The organism is Pseudomonas sp. S34 (assembly GCF_009866745.1).
Lineage (GTDB): Bacteria > Pseudomonadota > Gammaproteobacteria > Pseudomonadales > Pseudomonadaceae > Aquipseudomonas > Aquipseudomonas jessenii.
Genome location: NZ_CP019398.1, coordinates 223,550 through 243,490, shown reverse-complemented (window position 1 = coordinate 243,490; position 19,941 = coordinate 223,550). Strand labels below are relative to the sequence as shown.

General features: G+C 60.4%; 17 protein-coding genes. 13 read left to right on the top strand and 4 right to left on the bottom strand.

Annotated elements, in window-relative coordinates; all coding sequences use genetic code 11:
* Positions 1 to 14: 14 nt before the first annotated feature.
* Positions 15 to 941 (bottom strand): serine O-acetyltransferase EpsC, encoded by a 927-nt coding sequence (epsC, locus tag PspS34_RS01025; RefSeq protein WP_090452493.1) that lies wholly within the window; start codon positions 939 to 941, stop codon positions 15 to 17.
* A gap of 190 nt (positions 942 to 1,131) precedes the next feature.
* On the opposite strand from epsC, the gene PspS34_RS01020 reads away from it, so the two are divergent.
* The 13 genes from PspS34_RS01020 (at position 1,132) to PspS34_RS00960 (ending at position 14,426) form a co-directional block, all read left to right on the top strand.
* Positions 1,132 to 2,124, top strand: a complete 993-nt coding sequence (locus PspS34_RS01020) for a D-cysteine desulfhydrase (protein ID WP_154861260.1) — start codon at positions 1,132 to 1,134, stop codon at positions 2,122 to 2,124.
* Positions 2,125 to 2,426: 302 nt separating this feature from the next.
* The gene (tcyJ, locus tag PspS34_RS01015; RefSeq protein ID WP_090452489.1) at positions 2,427 to 3,227 is read left to right on the top strand and encodes a cystine ABC transporter substrate-binding protein; all 801 of its coding nucleotides are present in this window, start codon (positions 2,427 to 2,429) and stop codon (positions 3,225 to 3,227) included.
* The gene (gene tcyL / locus PspS34_RS01010; RefSeq protein ID WP_007983131.1) at positions 3,227 to 3,892 is read left to right on the top strand and encodes a cystine ABC transporter permease; all 666 of its coding nucleotides are present in this window, start codon (positions 3,227 to 3,229) and stop codon (positions 3,890 to 3,892) included. The genes tcyJ and tcyL overlap by 1 nt, the downstream gene beginning before the upstream one ends.
* Positions 3,893 to 3,896: 4 nt before the next feature.
* Positions 3,897 to 4,652, top strand: a complete 756-nt coding sequence (tcyN, locus tag PspS34_RS01005) for an L-cystine ABC transporter ATP-binding protein TcyN (protein WP_108216113.1) — start codon at positions 3,897 to 3,899, stop codon at positions 4,650 to 4,652.
* A 480-nt stretch (positions 4,653 to 5,132) separates the two neighbouring features.
* Complete coding sequence (locus PspS34_RS01000; RefSeq protein ID WP_154861261.1) at positions 5,133 to 5,897, top strand: hypothetical protein; 765 nt, start codon at positions 5,133 to 5,135, stop codon at positions 5,895 to 5,897.
* 385 nt (positions 5,898 to 6,282) lie between these two features.
* Positions 6,283 to 7,515 carry an SfnB family sulfur acquisition oxidoreductase gene (locus tag PspS34_RS00995; protein ID WP_154861263.1) on the top strand — a complete coding sequence of 411 codons (1,233 nt, stop codon included), beginning with the start codon at positions 6,283 to 6,285 and terminating at the stop codon, positions 7,513 to 7,515.
* 23 nt (positions 7,516 to 7,538) lie between these two features.
* Positions 7,539 to 8,732, top strand: coding sequence for an SfnB family sulfur acquisition oxidoreductase (locus tag PspS34_RS00990; RefSeq protein WP_154861264.1), 1,194 nt, complete (start codon positions 7,539 to 7,541; stop codon positions 8,730 to 8,732).
* Positions 8,732 to 10,090: an LLM class flavin-dependent oxidoreductase gene (locus tag PspS34_RS00985; RefSeq protein WP_154861265.1), complete on the top strand. Its 1,359-nt coding sequence runs from the start codon at positions 8,732 to 8,734 to the stop codon at positions 10,088 to 10,090. The genes PspS34_RS00990 and PspS34_RS00985 overlap by 1 nt, the downstream gene beginning before the upstream one ends.
* Positions 10,091 to 10,209: 119 nt before the next feature.
* A complete protein-coding gene (locus PspS34_RS00980; RefSeq protein WP_154861266.1) occupies positions 10,210 to 11,019 on the top strand; it encodes a MetQ/NlpA family ABC transporter substrate-binding protein in 810 nt (269 codons plus the stop codon).
* Between the two features lie 2 nt (positions 11,020 to 11,021).
* Positions 11,022 to 12,143: an ATP-binding cassette domain-containing protein gene (locus PspS34_RS00975; RefSeq protein ID WP_057712487.1), complete on the top strand. Its 1,122-nt coding sequence runs from the start codon at positions 11,022 to 11,024 to the stop codon at positions 12,141 to 12,143.
* Positions 12,133 to 12,777: a methionine ABC transporter permease gene (locus tag PspS34_RS00970; protein WP_007972909.1), complete on the top strand. Its 645-nt coding sequence runs from the start codon at positions 12,133 to 12,135 to the stop codon at positions 12,775 to 12,777. Before PspS34_RS00975 ends, PspS34_RS00970 begins: the two co-directional genes overlap by 11 nt.
* A gap of 468 nt (positions 12,778 to 13,245) precedes the next feature.
* Complete coding sequence (locus PspS34_RS00965) at positions 13,246 to 13,602, top strand: hypothetical protein (RefSeq protein WP_102670666.1); 357 nt, start codon at positions 13,246 to 13,248, stop codon at positions 13,600 to 13,602.
* 197 nt (positions 13,603 to 13,799) lie between these two features.
* A complete protein-coding gene (locus PspS34_RS00960) occupies positions 13,800 to 14,426 on the top strand; it encodes a class I SAM-dependent methyltransferase (protein ID WP_154861267.1) in 627 nt (208 codons plus the stop codon).
* A gap of 135 nt (positions 14,427 to 14,561) precedes the next feature.
* On the opposite strand, the gene PspS34_RS00955 is transcribed toward PspS34_RS00960, so the two are convergent.
* Genes PspS34_RS00955 through PspS34_RS00945 form a run of 3 tightly spaced genes read right to left on the bottom strand, consistent with a single transcriptional unit; the run spans position 14,562 to position 19,773 of the window.
* Entirely contained in the window at positions 14,562 to 17,612 is a 3,051-nt protein-coding gene (locus PspS34_RS00955; protein WP_154861268.1) for an efflux RND transporter permease subunit, read from the bottom strand.
* Positions 17,609 to 18,673, bottom strand: a complete 1,065-nt coding sequence (locus tag PspS34_RS00950; RefSeq protein ID WP_150812057.1) for an efflux RND transporter periplasmic adaptor subunit — start codon at positions 18,671 to 18,673, stop codon at positions 17,609 to 17,611. The genes PspS34_RS00955 and PspS34_RS00950 overlap by 4 nt, the downstream gene beginning before the upstream one ends.
* Entirely contained in the window at positions 18,670 to 19,773 is a 1,104-nt protein-coding gene (locus PspS34_RS00945; RefSeq protein WP_057712492.1) for an efflux RND transporter periplasmic adaptor subunit, read from the bottom strand. The genes PspS34_RS00950 and PspS34_RS00945 overlap by 4 nt, the downstream gene beginning before the upstream one ends.
* Positions 19,774 to 19,941 lie beyond the last annotated feature (168 nt).

Here is a 19,941-nt window from a genome sequence, read left to right as displayed (position 1 = left end):
GGAGATTTAGAGGCCTACTTCTGCGCCCCATCATCATGCTGCAGATTCGCCTGGGTCAGGTTGCTGCCCGCCGGCACGCTGCGGGTCAGCCAGACATTGCCGCCGATGGTCGAGCCCTGACCGATGGTGATCCGCCCGAGAATCGTCGCCCCGGCATAAATCACCACGTCATCCTCGACTATCGGGTGTCGTGGCTGGCCTTTCTGCAACTGACCGTCTTCGTCCGCCGGGAAGCGCTTGGCGCCCAAAGTCACCGCCTGATAGATCCGCACGCGCTCGCCGATGATCGCGGTTTCGCCAATCACCACACCCGTCCCGTGGTCGATGAAGAAACTGCGGCCGATCTGCGCTCCAGGGTGAATGTCGATGCCGGTGGCCGAGTGAGCGATTTCCGCGCTGATCCGCGCCAGCAGCGGCAACCCGGCGCGATACAAATGGTGGGCCAGACGATGGTGAATCACCGCCAGAATCCCCGGGTAGCACAACAGCACTTCATCGACACTGCGCGCCGCCGGGTCACCGTGATAGGCAGCCAACACGTCAGTGTCCAACAGGCTGCGCAACCCTGGCAACGCGAGGGCGAAGTCCTGAATGATCTGGATGGTTTTGGCTTCGACTTCAGTCTCGGCCTGGGCACTGTGGCGCGCGGCGTAGCGCAATTCGAGCCGCGCTTGGGCCAACAGCGCATTCAGCGCCACATCGAGGGTGTGGCCGACGTAGAAATCTTCGCTCTCTTCGCGCAGGTCAACCGGCCCCAGGCGCATCGGGAACAACGCACCGCACAGCGCTTCGAGAATCTCCGCCATGGCTGCGCGGGACGGCAATTCGCGACCGCCCTGCTCGCCGCTGGCCCGGCCGTTTTGTGCACGCCACTGTTCACGTGCCGTGCGCAGCTGGCTGACGATGGTCTGCAATTGCCAATGGCTGGAACGCTCACTCACGGTAAAAACTCCTCACGGGCGGCCGGACTGTCTGGCCGCACTGACGGCGATTACTTTACGGCAAGGGTCGCGAGGCAAATTAAGAACCAATAGTGCTGTGCTCAGTTCGATTGGCTATAAGCGATTGACGGTTGCCCCGGCTTTTGGGCGTGCCTATAGTCCTGAGATCTTCAACCGCCAGTACGGACTCATGATCAAACAACAGCTCGCCCGCTTTAACCGCCTCGACCTGCTCGGTCAGCCCACCGCCCTGGAAAAACTCGAACGCCTGTCGACCTGGCTGGGCCGCGACCTGTACGTCAAGCGCGATGACCTGACGCCGCTGGCGATGGGCGGCAACAAGCTGCGCAAACTCGAATACCTGGCCGCCGATGCCTTGGCCCAGGGTGCCGACACCTTGATCACGGCGGGGGCGCTGCAATCGAACCACGTGCGCCAGACAGCCGCCATTGCCGCAAAGTTGGGGCTGGGCTGCGTAGCCCTTCTGGAAAATCCTCTGGGCACTGACGACAACAATTACACCGGCAACGGCAACCGCCTGCTGCTCGACCTGTTCGATGCCAAGGTCGAATTGGTAGAAAACCTCGACAACGCCGACGAGCAACTGCAAGCCCTGGCCAACCGACTGTGCAGCAACGGCAAGAAGCCGTACCTGGTGCCGATCGGTGGTTCCAATGCCTTGGGCGCCCTGGGTTACGTACGCGCCGGGCTGGAACTGGCCGAGCAGATCAAGGACACCGGCCTGAAGTTCGCCGCCGTGGTCCTGGCCTCGGGCAGCGCCGGTACCCACAGCGGCCTGGCACTGGCCTTGAGTGAAGCGCTGCCGGATCTGCCAGTGATTGGCGTGACGGTTTCGCGCAGCGATGAAGATCAGCGACCAAAGGTTCAAGGCCTGGCCGAACGCACCGCCGAGTTGCTGGGCGTCAGCCTGCCGGAGGCTTTCAAGGTCGAGCTGTGGGATGAGTATTTCGCCCCGCGTTATGGCGAGCCGAATGCCGGCACACTGGCGGCGGTGAAACTGCTGGCGAGCCAGGAAGGCTTGCTGCTGGACCCGGTCTACACTGGCAAGGCCATGGCGGGCTTGCTGGACGGTATCGGCCGTCAGCGTTTCAACGAGGGGCCGATTATCTTCCTGCACACCGGCGGGGCACCGGCGCTGTTTGCCTACAAGGATTTTCTGTAGGAGCGAGCTTGCTCGCGATGGACGACAGGGCACCGCGGGGTGTCAGGTTGCCAGCGTTATCGTTGACGTCCATCGCGTGCAAGCACGCTCCTACAGTAAAAACGCAAGCTATTCCAAAGTGGAATAACCAGAAGATTAATTATTATTTTCCAATCTAAAAACGCCATCATATAGTCATGCTACAGGCGAATTTCTCGAGAGACGCATACGCTGCTTTAAGGCAGGATAGCGCTGTCGCTTAATTCCCGATTTCGCCAAATTTTCACAAAAGCGTCTTCCATAAGAAAACACAGGGGCTTGTCATGAATTTTTCCGCACTACGTCGCAATCTGCTGGTGGGTTCGCTGGGCCTGGCACTGAGCGCCGGCCTGATTGGCCAGGCGGTTGCCGGTGAGCAACTGCAACAAATCAAGGACAAAGGCGTGATCAACGTCGGCCTGGAAGGCACCTACCCACCGTTCAGTTTCGTCGACGCCGACGGCAAACTGGCCGGCTTCGAAGTCGAGTTCTCCGAAGCCCTGGCCAAAGAGCTGGGCGTGAAGGTCAAGCTGCAACCGACCAAATGGGACGGCATCCTCGCGGCCCTGGAATCCAAGCGCCTGGACGCAGTGATCAACCAGGTGACCATCTCCGAAGAGCGCAAGAAGAAGTATGACTTCTCCGAGCCGTACACCGTTTCCGGTATTCAGGCGCTGGTGCTGACGAAGAAGGCCGCCGAGTTGAACATCAAGTCCGCCGCTGACCTGTCTGGCAAGAAAGTCGGCGTAGGCCTGGGCACCAACTACGAGCAGTGGGTGAAAGAAAATGTGCCCAAGGCTGACGTCCGCACCTACGAAGATGATCCAACCAAGTTCCAGGACCTGCGTGTCGGCCGCATCGACGCCATTCTGATCGACCGCCTGGCCGCGCTCGAATACGCCAAGAAAGCCAAGGACACCACCGCCGCCGGTGATGCGTTCTCCCGTCAGGAAGCCGGTATTGCCCTGCGCAAAGGCGAGCCTGAGCTGCTGGCAGCTGTGAACAAAGCCATCGACAAGCTGCGCGCCGACGGTACGCTGAAAAAGCTTTCGGAAAAATACTTCAGCGCTGACGTCACTCAATAATGGAAGAAGCTTTTCAACTCGCACTGGACTCCGCGCCCTTTCTGCTCAAGGGCGCGTATTACACGGTCATCCTCAGCCTGGGCGGGATGTTTTTCGGCCTGGTGATGGGGTTCGGTCTGGCGCTGATGCGCCTGTCGCGCTTCAAACTGGTGAGCTGGATCGCCCGCATCTACGTGTCGTTCTTTCGCGGCACGCCGTTGCTGGTGCAACTGTTCGTGATCTATTACGGCTTGCCGCAATTGGGTCTGGAACTGGATCCGCTGCCAGCGGCCCTGATCGGCTTCTCGCTGAACATGGCCGCCTACGCCTGTGAAATCCTGCGTGCCGCGATCAGCTCCATCGAGCGCGGCCAGTGGGAAGCGGCTGCCAGTATCGGCATGACCCGCGCGCAGACCTTGCGCCGGGCCATCCTGCCGCAGGCGATGCGCACCGCATTGCCGCCGCTGGGCAACAGCTTCATTTCGCTGGTAAAAGACACCGCGCTGGCCGCTACCATCCAGGTGCCGGAACTGTTCCGTCAGGCGCAGCTGATCACCGCCCGCACCTTCGAAATCTTCACCATGTATCTTGCCGCCGCACTGATCTACTGGGTCCTGGCCACGGTGCTGTCGCACCTGCAGAACCAGTTGGAAGCGCGGGTCAATCGGCACGACCAGGAGTCCTGACCCGATGATTGTCGTGGAAAAACTGACAAAGCAGTTCAAGGGTCAAGTCGTGCTCAACGGCATCGATCTTGAGGTCAAGGAAGGCGAGGTGGTCGCGATCATCGGCCCTAGCGGTTCGGGCAAGACCACCTTCCTGCGCTGCCTGAATTTTCTGGAAGAACCCACCAGCGGCCGGATCAAGGTCGGCGATATCGAGGTCGATACCAGCCGTCCCCTGAACCAGCAGCAGAGCCTGGTGCGGCGTTTGCGCCAGCACGTAGGTTTCGTGTTCCAGAACTTCAACCTGTTCCCCCATCGCACCGCCCTGGAAAATGTCATCGAAGGCCCGATCGTGGTCAAGAAGACCCCACATGCCGACGCCGTTGCCCTGGGTAAGAAGCTCTTGGCCAAGGTCGGCCTGGCGGGCAAGGAGGACGCTTACCCGCGTCGCCTCTCCGGTGGCCAGCAACAGCGCGTGGCGATTGCCAGGGCGCTGGCGATGGAGCCCGAAGTGATCCTGTTCGATGAGCCGACCTCGGCCCTCGACCCGGAGCTGGTGGGCGAGGTATTGGCGACCATCCGCGGCCTGGCCGAAGAGAAGCGCACCATGGTGATCGTTACCCACGAAATGGGCTTTGCCCGGGACGTGGCCAACCGGGTGGTGTTTTTCGACAAGGGTGTGATCGTCGAGCAAGGCGAAGCGAAGGCATTGTTTGCCAACCCGAAAGAGGAGCGGACAAAACAGTTTCTCAGCAAGTTCCTGAATAACGCCCACAACTAACAACCCTGCTCAACAATGGTCATCTTCCATGGACGGAAGTGACGCCCCCGAAAAAAACACCTCATCAATACCAAACTAAACCCATCTATTCTATATACATATTTTGTACGCGCGCGCGGTACATATATATGCATCGCAACAATTCCCCCCTACCTCCACCATGTTCCTTTCGCAGCACCTGGCCAACAACGCCAGCCGATCCGCCCGGCCTCAGCCACTTTCAGCGGACAAATTCGACGCAGCGGCATGGTTTACTTACTTTGCGCCGTAGGAACTTTCTGAATAACATCATGCATCACCCACAACTAATAAATCTCATTGACACTTGCTCCCCCTGACTCTTATCTAGTCTCCGACCAACATCACTCTTCACGCCAAAACTCATTATTTCAATTAAAAGTAATGAATGGTTTTGCTGTTCGATATTTAGTTTTTGAATTCCCAGAAACGGACTTCGCTGCAAGACTTCAAGGAGACTTCATGAAAAGCACCTCGAACAAATCCGGGCTTGTGGCCCCGACCCTGGCGCAATCCAACAAGACCGGCATCAACGTCACTTGCGCGGCGCACCTGCTGATCGATGTGGCGCCCTACCCCGCCATGGACGAAGGCGACCTGATCGAACTGTTCTGGGACAACTGCTACGTGGCCTCCCGCGTGCTGACGGCCAGCGATGTCGGCCAACCGGTGCAGCTGCGGGTGCCTGAAAGTTTTGTCGCCAACGGGACCTCGCGCATTCACTACCGGGTCATGCAGGTGGGTCGAGACCCGGTGATTTCGGCCAGCCGAAACGTGCAGATCAAACTCGACTGCCCAGGTGGCCAACCCTCCGAACTGTGCGGCGATGAAAACCAGTGCCTGGCACCGGTGAGCATTCCCGAGGCGATTCGCCGTCAGGGGGTCAATCCGAGCCAGGTCAAGCGCGGTGTTCCCTTGACCATCGAGCCGTATCTGAACATGGCCGTCGACGACGAAATCACCCTGCGCTGGGGCGATGTGCGCATGGATCTGCCACGGCTCAAGGCCGTCGATGTGGGTCAGCCGATTCAGGTCTGGATACCGCCGGCCATCATCCTCGAAGCCGGTGAAGACCTGCGGCTGGAAGTGACGTACTGCATTCTCGACCGGGTGGGAAACAACTCCCGCTGGGCGCCAGCCCGTACGCTGAAAATCGGTTGCGCCAATCCTTATCTGAAAGTCCCCCCGAAAAAAGTGCTCAAGGCCGCCGAACCCCGCAAGCAATGAATACCGCTTCTGTGGCGAGGGGGCTTGCCCCCGTTGGGGTGCGAAGCGCCCCCAAAACCCTGCAATTGAGTCCATTCAAATAAATCGTGGAGAAAGGTTTTGCGACTGCTGCGCAGTCGAGCGGGACGGTGCGGCGATCCGACAAGCCCCCTCGCCACAGGGATTGCGCTCTCCCTCGAGAACACCCTTCTATCTATATTCCTAAAAGTTAGTTCATAAAATATTTATACGCGTTTAGGGTATATACACCGGACCACCGGACATCCTTGTTTTCATGCGCCGCCACAAGCGGCGCTTCCATAAGATGTGAGGTAGGTATGGTCCGGAACACAATCACCCCAGTGCAGATCGCCAGGGCATTGCGTGCAGCCAAGGAGCGGCACTGATGTCCAGTCTGGCAGATGCAATCGTCCAGAGTGACCTGGACATCGCCCCGCTATTGTTGCCCGCACAAATCTTGCGCAACGACGCTCAAGCCATCAAGGCGGCCCACGAACTGGCGCAAGTCGCCCGCCTGCAAGCAGCCAAACGAGACCAGCAGCGCAAGCTCCCATGGTCGGAAATCGAGCAGTTCACCCGCAGCGGCCTGGGCAGTATTTCCATCCCCCGCGAGTACGGTGGCCCGCAGGTTTCGTTCGTCACCCTGGCCGAGGTCTTCGCGATCATTTCCGCCGCCGACCCGGCGCTTGGGCAGATCCCGCAAAACCAGTTCGGCATTCTTAACCTGGTGCTCGGCAGCGCCACCGAAGCGCAGAAACAACAACTGTTCAAAAGCGTCCTGGAAGGCTGGCGCATCGGCAATGCCGGGCCGGAACGCGGCACCAAAAACACCCTGGAACTGAAGGCGCGCATCACCGCTGACGGCGTCGTCAATGGCCAGAAGTTCTATTCCACCGGCGCACTGTTCGCTCATTGGGTTGCGGTCAAAGCGTTGAACGACGATGGCAAGCAGGTGCTGGCGTTCATCCGTCGTGGCACACCGGGATTGCGCATTGTCGATGACTGGTCCGGTTTTGGTCAGCGCACCACCGCCAGCGGCACGATTTTGCTCAACAACGTGCAGGCCGATCCCGAACTGGTGGTGGATAACTGGCGGATCAACGACACGCCGAACATCCAGGGTGCCGTCTCGCAGCTGATTCAAGCGGCCATCGACGCCGGCATCGCCCGAGGCGCCATCGACGACGCCATCGACTTCGTGAAAACCCGCGCCCGGCCATGGATCGACGCCAAGGTCGAGCGGGCCAGTGATGACCTGTACGTGATCGCCGATATCGGCAGGTTGAAAATCGAACTGCACGCCGCCGAAGCACTGCTGCGCAAGGCCGGGCAAGTGCTCGATGACGTCAGCGCCGCACCACTCACCGCCGAGTCCGCCGCCCGCGCCTCGATTGCCGTGGCCGAGGCCAAAGTGCTGACCACCGAGATTTCGTTGCTGGCCAGCGAAAAGCTGCTCGAACTGGCCGGCAGCCGCGCGACCCTCGCCGAATTCAACCTCGACCGCCACTGGCGCAACGCCCGGGTGCACACCCTCCACGACCCGGTGCGCTGGAAGTATCACGCGGTCGGCGCCTATCGCCTCAACGGCACGCTGCCTAATCGCCATTCCTGGATCTGACGACCAGACATCTGGAGAAACACATGACAAGTTCTCACCACGTCGCGGTCATCGCCAGCGATGAACAAGCGCTGATCGTCGCCAGCGACCTTGCCGAAGACTTCAAACGCGACAGCGCCACACGCGACCGCGAACGCCGCTTGCCACACCCGGAACTGGAAGTGTTTTCCCGATCGGGCCTGTGGGGCATCAGCGTGCCGAAAGAGTATGGCGGCGCCGGCGTTTCCAACGTCACCCTGGCCAAGGTCATCGCCTTGATCGCCCGGGCCGACGGCTCCCTGGGGCAGATCCCGCAGAACCATTTCTATGCCCTCGAAGTACTGCGGGTGAACGGCAGCCACGAGCAGAAGCAACGCCTGTACGCCGAGGTTTTGGCCGGTCAACGCTTCGGCAATGCGTTGGCCGAACTCGGCACTAAAACCGCACACGATCGCGTCACCAGCCTGACTCGCGACGGTAGCGGCTATCGCATCAATGGTCGCAAGTTCTACGCCACGGGCGCGATCTACGCCCAGCGCATTCCCACCTCGGTGGTGGATGAAAACGGCGTGCAGCAACTGGCGTTCGTCCCGCGCAACAGCAAGGGCCTGAGCGTGATCGACGACTGGAGCGGCTTCGGCCAGCGCACCACCGGCAGCGGTTCGGTGGTGTTCGAAGATGTCTACGTCGCAGCCGAAGATGTGATCCCCTTTCAAAGCGCTTTCGAGCGCCCGACTCCGGTCGGCCCGCTGGCGCAGATTCTCCATGCCGCCATCGACACCGGCATCGCCCGCGCCGCGTATGAAGATGCGCTGCATTTCGTGCGCACGAAAACCCGGCCCTGGATCGACGCCACCCACGAAAACGCCACGGACGATCCGCTGACCCTCAAGAGCTTCGGCCACCTGAGCATTCGCCTGCACGCCGCCGAGGCGCTGCTGGAACGTGCCGGTGAACTCCTCGACAAGGCCCAGGCCGACACGAATGCCGAGACCGTCGCGGCCGCCTCGATTGCCGTCGCCGAAGCACGCGCCCTCAGCACCGAAATCTCCCTGGCCGCCGGCAGCACACTGTTCGAACTGGCCGGCAGCCAGGCGACCCTGATTGAGCACAGCCTGGATCGCCACTGGCGCAACGCCCGGGTGCACACCCTGCACGACCCGGTGCGCTGGAAGTACCACGCTGTCGGCAATTACTACCTAAACGATGAAAACCCGCCACTGCGGGGGACCATTTGATGACCGCCGCGAAAAAGAAGATCCTGCTCAACGCGTTCAACATGAACTGCATCGGGCACATCAACCACGGTTTGTGGACGCACCCGCGCGACACGTCAACCCGCTACAACACCCTCGAGTACTGGACCGAACTGGCGCAACTGCTGGAGCGCGGGCTATTCGACGGCCTGTTCATCGCCGACATCGTCGGGGTCTACGACGTCTATCAGAACTCGGTGGACGTGCCGTTGAAAGAGTCGATCCAGTTGCCGGTCAACGACCCGCTGCTGCTGGTCTCGGCCATGGCGGCGGTGACGAAAAACCTCGGTTTCGGCCTGACCGCCAACCTCACCTACGAAGCGCCGTATCTGTTCGCCCGCCGCCTGTCGACCCTGGATCACCTGAGCCGTGGGCGGGTCGGCTGGAACATCGTCACCGGCTATCTCGACAGCGCCGCCAAGGCCATGGGCCTGAGCGAACAGGTCGAGCATGACCGCCGCTATGACCAGGCCGATGAGTACCTGGAGGTGCTCTACAAACTCCTGGAAGGCAGTTGGGAAAACGGCGCGGTGCTCAACGATCCACGGCAACGGATCTACGCGCAGCCGGACAAAGTGCACAAGGTCGAGCACAAGGGCGAGTTCTATCAGGTCGAGGGTTATCACCTGTGCGAGCCCTCGCCCCAGCGCACGCCGGTGCTGTTCCAGGCCGGCAGCTCGGATCGTGGCTTATTGTTTGCCGGGCGACATGCCGAGTGCGTGTTCATCAGTGGCCAGACCAAGGCATCGACCAAGGCGCAGGTGGACAAGGTGCGCGCCAGCGCCGTCGAAGCCGGGCGCAATCCCGAGGACATCAAGGTATTCATGGGCCTGAACGTGATCGTTGGCGCCACCGAGAAGCTGGCCTGGGCCAAGCACGCCGAGTACCTGAGCTACGCCAGTGCAGAGGCCGGCGTGGCGCACTTCTCGGCGTCCACCGGGATCGATTTTTCTCAGTACGAAATCGACGAGCCGATCCAGTACGTGAAGAGCAACGCCATCCAGTCCGCCACCAAACACCTGCAAAACAACGACTGGACCCGACGCAAATTACTCGAACAACACGCCCTCGGCGGTCGCTACATCACCGTGGTCGGTTCACCGCAGCAAGTGGCGGATGAACTGGAATCGTGGATCGCCGAAACCGGGCTGGATGGCTTCAACCTGACCCGCATCGTCACGCCGGAAAGCTATGAGGACTTCATCGAACTGGTGATCCCAGAGTTGCAACGGCGGGGCTCTTACAAGACCGCGTACGACGACGGGACCTTGCGCGAAAAGCTGTTTCAGCGGGAGGCGTTTTTGCCTGAGCAACATACCGGTTCGGCTTACCGCCGCTAAAAGCTTCGCGAGCAAGCCCGCTCCCACATTTGGAATGCATTCCCCTGTGGGAGCGGGCTTGCTCGCGAAGAGGCCCGAACAGACACCACAAATTTAATGCACTGACTGGATAACTCATCATGAAAAAGAACTACCTCTCCCACCCAGTCAAAGCACTGGCCCTGGCCCTCGGCCTGTTCAGCTCGGCGACCTTCGCTGCCGACGCCCCACTGAAAATCGGCACTACCGCCGCCTTCGCCATCCCCCTGGAAGCAGCGGTCGAAGAAGCCGGCAAACAAGGCCTGAAGGTCGAACTGGTGGAGTTCACCGACTGGATCGCGCCGAACGTCAGCCTGGCTTCAGGTGACATCGACGTGAACTACTTCCAGCACATCCCGTTCCTGGAAAACGCCAAGGCAGCATCAGGTTTCGATCTGGTGCCGTTCGCGCCGGGGATCATCAACAACGTCGGCCTCTACTCGAAGAAATACAAAAGCTTCGACGAACTGCCCCAAGGCGCCAGCGTGGCCATCGCCAACGATCCGATCAACAGCGGTCGTGGCTTGCAGCTGCTGGCCAAGGCCGGTCTGATCACCCTCAAGCCCGGCGTCGGCTACAAGGCCACCGAAGAAGACATCATCGCCAACCCGAAGCACATCAAGATCCTCCAGGTCGAAGCCGTGCAACTGGTACGTGCCTATGACGATGCCGATCTGGTGCAGGGCTACCCGGCCTACATTCGCTTGTCGAAAACCTTCGACGCGAGCTCCGCGCTGCTGTTCGACGGCCTCGATCACAAGGAGTACGTGATTCAGTTCGTGATCCAGCCCAAGAGCAAAACCGACCCGCGCCTGATCAAGTTCGTCGACATCTACCAGCACTCACCGGTTGTGCGCGCCGCACTGGATAAAGCCCACGGCAAGCTCTATCAAGCCGGCTGGGAAAGCTGAGCATGACCGCCGCCATCCAACGGCGACTGGAGATTCCAGAGCCGCAAAGCGCAGAGCGCACTGAGCTGCATCCCGAACTCAACCATGCCCACGTACGCTTCATCGGCCTGGGTAAAACCTACAACGGCCAGCAAGGACCGGTGGCCGCGTTGCACGGCATCGACCTGGCGATCCAGCGCGGCGAAGTGTTCGGCATCATCGGCCGCAGCGGCGCCGGCAAGTCGTCGCTGATCCGCACCATCAATCGCCTGGAACAGCCAAGCAGCGGTCGGGTGCTGATCGATCAAGTGGACATCGGCGAGTTCGACGAAGACCGACTGGTGGCGCTGCGGCGGCGCATCGGCATGATCTTCCAGCACTTCAACCTGATGTCGGCCAAGACCGTTTGGCAGAACGTCGAACTGCCGTTGAAAGTCGCTGGCGTGCCCAAGGAACAACGCGAGCGCAAAGTCCGTGAACTGCTGGAACTGGTGGGTTTGCAGGCCAAACACAAGGCTTACCCGGCGCAGTTGTCCGGCGGGCAGAAACAGCGCGTGGGCATTGCCCGGGCGCTGGTGCATGACCCGCAAATCCTGCTGTGTGACGAAGCCACCTCGGCACTGGACCCGGAGACTACGCAGTCGATTCTCGGCCTGCTGCGCGAGATCAATCAACGCCTGGGCCTGACCATTGTGCTGATCACCCACGAGATGGCGGTGATCCGTGAAATCTGTGATCGGGTGGTGGTGCTGGAGCACGGGAGAATCGTCGAGCAAGGCCCGGTCTGGGAAGTGTTCGGCAATCCACAACATGAGGTCAGCAAGACATTGCTGGCACCGTTGCAACACGCATTGCCGCAAGAACTGCAAAGCCGTCTGTTGGCGCAATCGAGTGCCTGCGACGCCGCTGTGGTCCTGCGCTTGCAGTTCACCGGCAGCCAACGCGACGAACCGGATCTGGCGGCACTGTTCAGCGCCCTGGGAGGCCGCGTGCGCTTGTTGCAAGGCGGCGTGGAACGGATTCAGGGCCATGCGCTTGGGCAACTGCTGCTGGCGGTGACCGGCTCGTCCCTCGATGCCGAGGAGTTGTGTCAGCGCGCCTCTCATTGGGCGCAACAGGTGGAGGTACTGGGTTATGTGGTTTGATCGCCTGCTGCAGGGCTTTATCGACACCTTCCTGATGGTCGGCGTGTCGTCGTTGATCGCGCTGTTGGCGGGCATTCCGCTGGCAGTGATCCTGGTCACCAGTTCCAAGGGCGGCATCTACGAAGCGCCAGCGCTGAACCGCGCTTTGGGCGCATTCGTGAACTTGTTCCGCTCGGTTCCTTTCCTGATCCTGATGGTCGCTTTGATTCCGTTCACCCGGCTCATCGTCGGCACCACTTACGGCGTGTGGGCCGCGGTGGTGCCGTTGACCATCGCCGCTACGCCTTTCTTTGCGCGCATTGCCGAGGTCAGCTTGCGCGAGGTCGACCACGGTTTGATCGAAGCGGCGCAAGCCATGGGCTGCCGGCGCTGGCACATCGTCTGGCATGTGCTGTTGCCAGAAGCTCTGCCGGGGATTGTTGGCGGGTTCACCATCACCCTGGTGACGATGATCAACTCCTCGGCCATGGCCGGGGCGATTGGCGCCGGTGGACTGGGGGACATTGCCTATCGGTATGGGTATCAGCGGTTTGATAGCCAGATCATGTTGACGGTGATTGTGTTGCTGGTGGCGTTGGTGGCGGTGATTCAGCTCGGTGGGGATCGGTTGGCGCGGGGCCTCAACAAGCGGTAGCCCTGTAGGAGCGAGCCTGCTCGCGATGGAGGTCAACGATAACGCGGGAAACCAGAATCCCCGTGGCGCCCTCAGGTTTTTCGCGAGCAAGCTCGCTCCTACATGAGTGGCGATCCTGGCGATATTTCGTACAAAGAAATCAGCGTTTCCGAAGGCCCGTTCCCTTTCCTTTGCAGGACATTTCCTAGATCATTTCGCTCGCTTGCGCCTGCCAAAACCGGTGGCTAGTCTCGGTCCGTCACTGCTCATCAGTGATCGGGTTTAGTAGCCCGGAACAATAGGCGCATAGCGATTCCATGCTCATGTCCGGCAAATTTTGCCGCATGCAGAATATGGTGGCTGTGCGTGGGGCACCTTCGGGTGCACCGGTTTTCCTATTGACCGGCCTACTAACCTGCGTACAGCCGCCACCCAATCGTTTAGTAGGCGATAAGTGATGGCTCCCATGCAGCAATAGGAGCAACACTCATGGAAAAATCCGTTCCCGATCCGCCTCCAGAAAATCCCGCCAATGAAACCGTGACCGACGAATTGCTCAGAGATCGCTCCGTGCTTTATCGGGCCATCGATTTCTACCTCACCGGCAAGCAACCCGCACCGCCCGATGAAATGCGCTTCTACAACGTCAGCAAAGACGTGAGTTTTGAAGACACCCAGTTGTATGTGGCCGATCTACTGCGCTGTGCTTCGGTCACGGCGTATCAGTGTGGCGATCAACTCAAGGGCGCCGACCGTGCGATGGTGTACTCGATCTGGCATTTGCTGGAGATTGCCAAGGCGATGGTGGATCACTCCATTGAATGTCTGGGGATGAAAAAAAGTTGAGTCAGGCTCTAGTCATCCGTTGTCAGTGATGCAGCTTTCGCGAGCAAGCCCGCTCCCACATCTGATCTCTGGCGAACACAAACCATTTGTTCGACTCGGTTAAATGTGGGAGCGGGCTTGCTCGCGAATGGCTGCGAAGCAGCCCCCAACCTGATGGCGTATATTGGCCAAATCTCTATTGCCCGCGCAGCCCGACAATGAAACAGACGCCCGACGACCTCGAACAGATCACCGCCACCACCCTGGGCCATTACAACGCAGTGGCCGAAGACTTCCGTGAAGGCACCCGCGATCACGACGTCAGCCAGAACATCGATGCCCTGCTGCGGCACATTCAGGGCGATGCGCCTTTCGACATTCTCGATTTCGGCTGCGGGCCGGGTCGGGATTTGCAAACCTTCACCCGTATGGGCCACAGGGCTGTCGGCCTCGACGGTTCGGAAAAACTCGCGCAGATGGCCCGTGAGGACAGTGGTTGCGAGGTCTGGCAGCAGGACTTTTTGAAGCTTGATCTGCCGGCCGAGCGTTTCGACGGGATCTTTGCCAACGCGGTGCTGTTTCATGTTCCACGTCAGGAATTACCACGGGTGTTGAAGCAGTTGTGGGAAGCGCTGAAACCGGGTGGGGTGTTGTTCAGTTCCAATCCCCGTGGCGAGAATCAGGAAGGCTGGAACGGGCCGCGTTATGGGTCGTATCACGACCTGGCGGCCTGGCAGCATTTGTTGATCGAGGCGGGGTTTGTGGAGCTGGAGCATTACTACCGGCCGACAGGGCTACCGCGGGAGCAGCAGCCCTGGTTGGCGAGTGTCTGGCGCAAGGTGTAATGCCTGTGGATTTGCGGTGTTGGTACTGACGCCTTCGCGGGCAAGCCCGCTCCCACAGGGAACCGAGTATTCCTGAACAACTCGGTCAACTGTGGGAGCGGGCTTGCTCGCGAATAGAGCGCGAAGCGCTCGCCTTTACTGCACCTCTTTCTTCGGCTCGCGAATCTTGTACCAGGCCACATACAGCGCCGGCAAAAACAGCAGCGTCAGCAAGGTGGCGATAACGATCCCGCCGATCATCGCGTAGGCCATCGGCCCCCAGAACACTTCCCGGGCAATCGGGATCATCCCCATGCTCGCCGCCGCCGCGGTCAGCAGGATCGGCCGGCGCCGATGTTCGGTGGCCTGCACTACTGCATCCCACGGTGCATAGCCCTTCAGCTCGTATTCCTCGATCTGGGTCACCAGGATCACCGAGTTACGGATGATGATACCGATCAGCGCCAGGATCCCGAGGATCGCCACGAAGCCCATCGGCGTACCGGTAGGCACCAGCGCGATCACCACGCCGATCAGCCCCAGCGGCGCAACGCTGGCCACCAGGAACAGCTTCTGCACGCTGTGCAGCTGGATCATCAGGAAGGTCGCCATCAAGAACAGCATCAGCGGCACAACCTTGGCAATCGGTCCCTGGGCCTTGCCGCTTTCCTCCACCGTACCACCGGTGGCGACCTTGTAGCCCGCCGGCAATTTGGCAGCGAAATCGTCGATGGACGGCTTGAGGATTTTCACCAGGTCCGTCGGCTGGATCTCGTCGCGTATCGCCGCCTTGATGGTGATGGTCGGCAGGCGATCGCGACGCCACACCAGCGGCTGCTCCAGTTCGTAGCGCACCGTGGCGAACGCCAGCAGCGGTATCGACGTGCCGCTTGGCGTGACGATTTGCAGGTTCTGCAGGGTTTCCGGCGTACCGCGTTCGGAATCCACCGCGCGACCGACCACGTTGATCAGGTAAATGTCGTCATCGACCTGGGTCACCGACTGGCCGCTGACGATGCCGTTCATCAGGTTCGCCACATCCTCCGAAGACAACCCCAACTGCCGCGCCTTGTCCTGGGCGATGTCGATCCGCAGCACTTTGCCCGGTTCGTTCCAGTCGTAGATGATCTCGCCAATGTGCGGGTTCTTGTCCAGCTCAGTGGCCAGGTCGATGGCATGTCGGCGCACCTGGTCGACGTCCTTGCCGCTGACCCGGTACTGGATCGGACGCCCTACCGGCGGGCCCATTTCCAGTGCCTGGACATAACTGCCGATGCCGACGAAGTCGTTGCGCAAGCGCTCGCGAAGCTTCTGCATCATGGCCTCACGGGTATGGCCTTTGCTGACGATCACCAACTGCGCGTAGAACGGGTTTTGCAGTTGTTGGTCCAGTGGCAGATAGAAACGAATGGCACCCTGGCCGACGTAGGTGCTCCAGCGCACGATGTCCGGATCGTCCTTGAGCGTGGCTTCAAGGCGATCGACGGCCCGGCGGGTTTCGTCGATCGAGGCGTTTTGCGGCAGGTTCAGGTCCACCAGGATTTCCGGCCGATCCGAAGACGGGAAGAACTGGTTCTGCACGTAGCGCATGCTGAACACCGCCAGTACAAAGCACAGTACGGTGATGCCAATGGCCCACCAGCGATTGCGCATGCACCACAGCAGCCCGCCGTTGAACGCCTTGCCGATACGCCCGGGTTCGCCTTCATGGGGTTTCACGTTGGTACTGAGAATGTGCACGCCGATCACCGGCGCAAACAATACCGCCACCACCCACGACACCAGCATCGCGCAGGCAATCACCGCAAACAGGGTGTAGGTGTATTCACCGGCCGAGCTGGCGTTCAAGCCGATCGGCACGAAGCCCGCCACCGTCACCAGCGTACCGGTGAGCATCGGGAATGCCGTGGAGGTGTAGGCGAAGGTCGCCGCCTGCTCCTTGGTCTCACCCAACTCCAGACGCGTAACCATCATTTCCACGGTGATCATCGCATCGTCCACCAGCAGGCCGAGGGCGATGATCAGTGCACCGAGGGAAATCCGCTGCATGGTGATGCCGCTGTATTCCATGAATACGAACACCATCGCCAGCACCAACGGGATCGAGCAAGCCACCACCAGCCCGGCACGCACGCCAAGGCTGACGAAGCTGACCAACAGTACGATCACCACGGCCTCGAACAACGCGCTGGTAAAGCCGCCAACGGCCTCCTCCACCACCACGGCCTGGTCGGAGACGTTGTCAATGCCGACACCGACCGGCAGGTCGGCGGTCAACTCGTCGATACGGGTGTGCAGGGCCTTGCCGAACGCCTGGACGTTGCCACCCTTCTGCATGGCAATCGCCAGGCCGATGGCCGGTTTGCCGTTGAAACGGAATTCCGGCGAGGACGGATCGACGTAGCCGCGGCTGATTTCGGCAATGTCGGCCAGACGATAAAAGCGGTCATTGAGCTTGAGGTTGACCTCGGCCAGGTCTTTCTCCGAAGCGAACTGCCCCGAAGTGCGCACCGAAATCCGCTCCGGCCCGGCCTCGATGACACCCGCCGGGGTCACGGAGTTCTGGGTTTGCAGGCTCTGCACCACCTGACGCTGATCGATGCCCAGCGCAGCGAGTTTGCGCGTGGAGAAGTTCAGGTACAGCACTTCGTCCTGCTGGCCGACCATTTCGATCTTGCCCAGCCCCGGCACGCCGCGAATTTCCATGCGGGCCTGTTCCACGTAGTCGCGCAACTGACGCATGGTCAGGCCGTCGGCGGTGAAGGCGTAGATCGACCCGAAGACGTCACCGAACTCGTCGTTGAACGACGGCCCCTGTATGCCTTGCGGGAACTGGTATTTGATGTCGTTGATCTTCTTGCGCACCTGGTACCAGATTTCCGGGATGTCCTTGGCACTGGTGGTGTCACGCAGGTTCACGTACACCGTCGATTCGCCGGGGCGCGTGTAGCTTTTCACATAGTCGAGGGAGTCGAGCTCCTCGAGCTTTTTCTCGATCCGGTCAGTGATCTGTTCGAGGGTTTCCTCCTGGGTCGCCCCCGGCCATTTACTCTGGATCACCATGGTCTTGATGGTGAACGAAGGGTCTTCTTCGCGCCCCAGGTTGAAATACGAGAACACACCCATCAACAACGCGACGAACATCAGATACCAGATGAACGACTGATGCTTGAGGGCCCATTCCGAGAGGTTGAAAGGCCCTTTCATTGACTGTCCTCGTCGATTTTCACTGGTTGCCCCGGCTTGAGGCTGTTCACACCGGCACTGACCACCCGCTCGCCGTTCTTCACGCCGCCAGCCAGCACCACGGTGCTGTCGGTACGGCTGATCACGGTGATGTCACGGGGGGAGACGGTTTTACTCTGTGCATCAATCACCCAGATGCGTGGCTTGCCATCGACCTCCTGCAGCGCGGTGACAGGCAACTCGATACGCGGCTTGATCGCCGAGCTCAGGGTGACGCTGATGGCTGTGCCGAGGCGAAAGCCATCTGGTGTTTCAGCCAGGCTCAGGCGGGCGCGACGGGTGCGTGTGGCGCTTTGAGCCTGAGGTTCGATTTCACGGATGATGGCGGTGGTGTTGATGCTCGGATCCAGCTGCGCAGCGACCAGAAACACCACATCGCTGGGCAGTTGATCGACCAGGGTATCGGGCAGGTCGATCACCGCTTCCTTGATGTCCGGTTGCGCCAGAGTCACCACTTGCTGACCGGCCGTTACCACTTGCCCGGCCTCGGCGCTCCACTGGGTGACCACGGCTTTATGATCGGCGCGCAGCTCGGTGTAGCCCAGTTGGTCCTTGCTCTGGTTGACGGCCGCCCGGGCCTGATCGAGGGAGGCCTGGGTGGTTTTGAGGTCCGTGTTGGCCTCGTCGAGTTGCGCTTGCGCGCCGACCCCACGATCAAACAAGGCTTGCTGGCGCAGGGCACTGGCCTTGGCATTGATCAGTTGCGCCTGAATTTTCGACAGGTCGCCCTGGGCCGAACGCAATTGGTTCTGCTGGTCGGAAGGGTCGAGGGTGGCGAGCAGCGTACCCTTCTCCACCGCGGCGCCGACATCGACGTTACGGCTGGCGATTCGCCCGTCCACGCGGAAGCCGGTATTGCTTTCATAGCGCGCCTGGATGCTACCGGCGAAGCGGCCCAGGTCCTCTTCGCTCAAGGTCTGGACCTTGATCGACAACACCGGCCGTACCGGCGCCGGCGGCGGTTCGTTTTTGGAACAGGCGCTCAGCACCAGCCCGATGGACAACGCCCATAAAGGCTTCATGGCTTGGCTCCCCACGTCAGATCCTTGTAAGTGTTTTCGGCAATTTCGACTTCCATGTCCGGGTGCAAGAGTTGTCCGCCGGCGATGATGACTTTGTCCCCGTCCTTCAACCCGCCGCTGATGATGACCTTGCCGGTCAGGTAGCGGCCGACCGTGACTGAATGCAATTGGGCCTTGCCCTTGTCGTCGACAATCCAGACAGCGGGGGCACTGATGTTTTTGGTCAGCGCCGACCACGGCAACTCGATGACCGACTTGCCCGATCCGCTGGCCGTGGCACTCACCACCGAACCCAACTGCATGCCGTCGGGCAGTTTGTCGAGGCCGACCTTGACCTGCACGGTTCCGGATTGCGCCGACACCGCCGGGGTGATTTCGCGTACGGTGCCAGTGGTTTTGATCGCAGGGTTATCGACCAGGCTGAGGACAATGGTGTGATCTCTCGGCTTCTCGGCCAGCAGCGATTCGTAGACGTTGAACACCGCATCCCGGTCGCCGTCACGGGCCAGGCTGAAGATCGGCATCGTCGCCTGCACCACCTGGCCGACTTCCGCCTGGCGCTCGGTAATGATCCCCGGTGCATCGGCGATCAGCGCCGTATAGCTCAACTGATCCTTGGCATTGGCCAACTGCGCCTTGGCAGCGCTCAGGGCGCTCTGGCTGCTGTGCAAGGTTGCCTGGGCCGAGTCGTATTCGCTCTGGCTGGTGTAACCCTTGGGCAGCAATTTTTGCTGACGCACGAACGCCGCCGCACTTTGCGTCACCCGCGCCTGTTCGGCGACGACTTGCGCCTGGGCCGAATCGACATTGGTCTGCAAATCCTTGGGGTCGAGCCGGGCCAGCACTTGCTTGGCGGTCACTCGATCACCGACGTCGACCGAGCGCTGGATGATCTTGCCACCCACGCGGAAAGACAGCTCCGTCTGTACCCGGGCCTGGATATCACCGGTGAGGGTAACCGGGACCGCGTAATCGGCCGGCTTGACGACTTGCACGAACACCCGTGGCAGGTATTCCTGCACGGGTTTTTTCTCGTCGCAAGCCGTCAGCAGGGTGACGACACTCAAGGCCATGACTACTTTAAATCCGGGAACCACCATGCAAACTCCTTGGCCTTTTCCATGTACAACTCGACAGAGAGCTTAGAACAGGATTGAAACCTTGCACGAGCGTCTTATGAAGAAAAAGCTCACACTCTTTCAGCCCTGAAACACTTGCCATAGACGCCTGTGCATGCCTGACAATGAGCCCCGGTCGATCCCCCATCA

Bases quoted from the DNA above. Each gene is read 5' to 3' on its own strand.
- PspS34_RS01020 (WP_154861260.1), top strand. From the start codon at position 1,132: ATGATCAAACAACAGCTCGCCCGCTTTAACCGCCTCGACCTGCTCGGT.
- tcyJ (WP_090452489.1), top strand. From the start codon at position 2,427: ATGAATTTTTCCGCACTACGTCGCAATCTGCTGGTGGGTTCGCTGGGC.
- tcyL (WP_007983131.1), top strand. From the start codon at position 3,227: ATGGAAGAAGCTTTTCAACTCGCACTGGACTCCGCGCCCTTTCTGCTC.
- tcyN (WP_108216113.1), top strand. From the start codon at position 3,897: ATGATTGTCGTGGAAAAACTGACAAAGCAGTTCAAGGGTCAAGTCGTG.
- PspS34_RS01000 (WP_154861261.1), top strand. From the start codon at position 5,133: ATGAAAAGCACCTCGAACAAATCCGGGCTTGTGGCCCCGACCCTGGCG.
- PspS34_RS00995 (WP_154861263.1), top strand. From the start codon at position 6,283: ATGTCCAGTCTGGCAGATGCAATCGTCCAGAGTGACCTGGACATCGCC.
- PspS34_RS00990 (WP_154861264.1), top strand. From the start codon at position 7,539: ATGACAAGTTCTCACCACGTCGCGGTCATCGCCAGCGATGAACAAGCG.
- PspS34_RS00985 (WP_154861265.1), top strand. From the start codon at position 8,732: ATGACCGCCGCGAAAAAGAAGATCCTGCTCAACGCGTTCAACATGAAC.
- PspS34_RS00980 (WP_154861266.1), top strand. From the start codon at position 10,210: ATGAAAAAGAACTACCTCTCCCACCCAGTCAAAGCACTGGCCCTGGCC.
- PspS34_RS00975 (WP_057712487.1), top strand. From the start codon at position 11,022: ATGACCGCCGCCATCCAACGGCGACTGGAGATTCCAGAGCCGCAAAGC.
- PspS34_RS00970 (WP_007972909.1), top strand. From the start codon at position 12,133: ATGTGGTTTGATCGCCTGCTGCAGGGCTTTATCGACACCTTCCTGATG.
- PspS34_RS00965 (WP_102670666.1), top strand. From the start codon at position 13,246: ATGGAAAAATCCGTTCCCGATCCGCCTCCAGAAAATCCCGCCAATGAA.
- PspS34_RS00960 (WP_154861267.1), top strand. From the start codon at position 13,800: ATGAAACAGACGCCCGACGACCTCGAACAGATCACCGCCACCACCCTG.
- PspS34_RS00955 (WP_154861268.1), bottom strand. From the start codon at position 17,612: ATGAAAGGGCCTTTCAACCTCTCGGAATGGGCCCTCAAGCATCAGTCG.
- PspS34_RS00950 (WP_150812057.1), bottom strand. From the start codon at position 18,673: ATGAAGCCTTTATGGGCGTTGTCCATCGGGCTGGTGCTGAGCGCCTGT.
- PspS34_RS00945 (WP_057712492.1), bottom strand. From the start codon at position 19,773: ATGGTGGTTCCCGGATTTAAAGTAGTCATGGCCTTGAGTGTCGTCACC.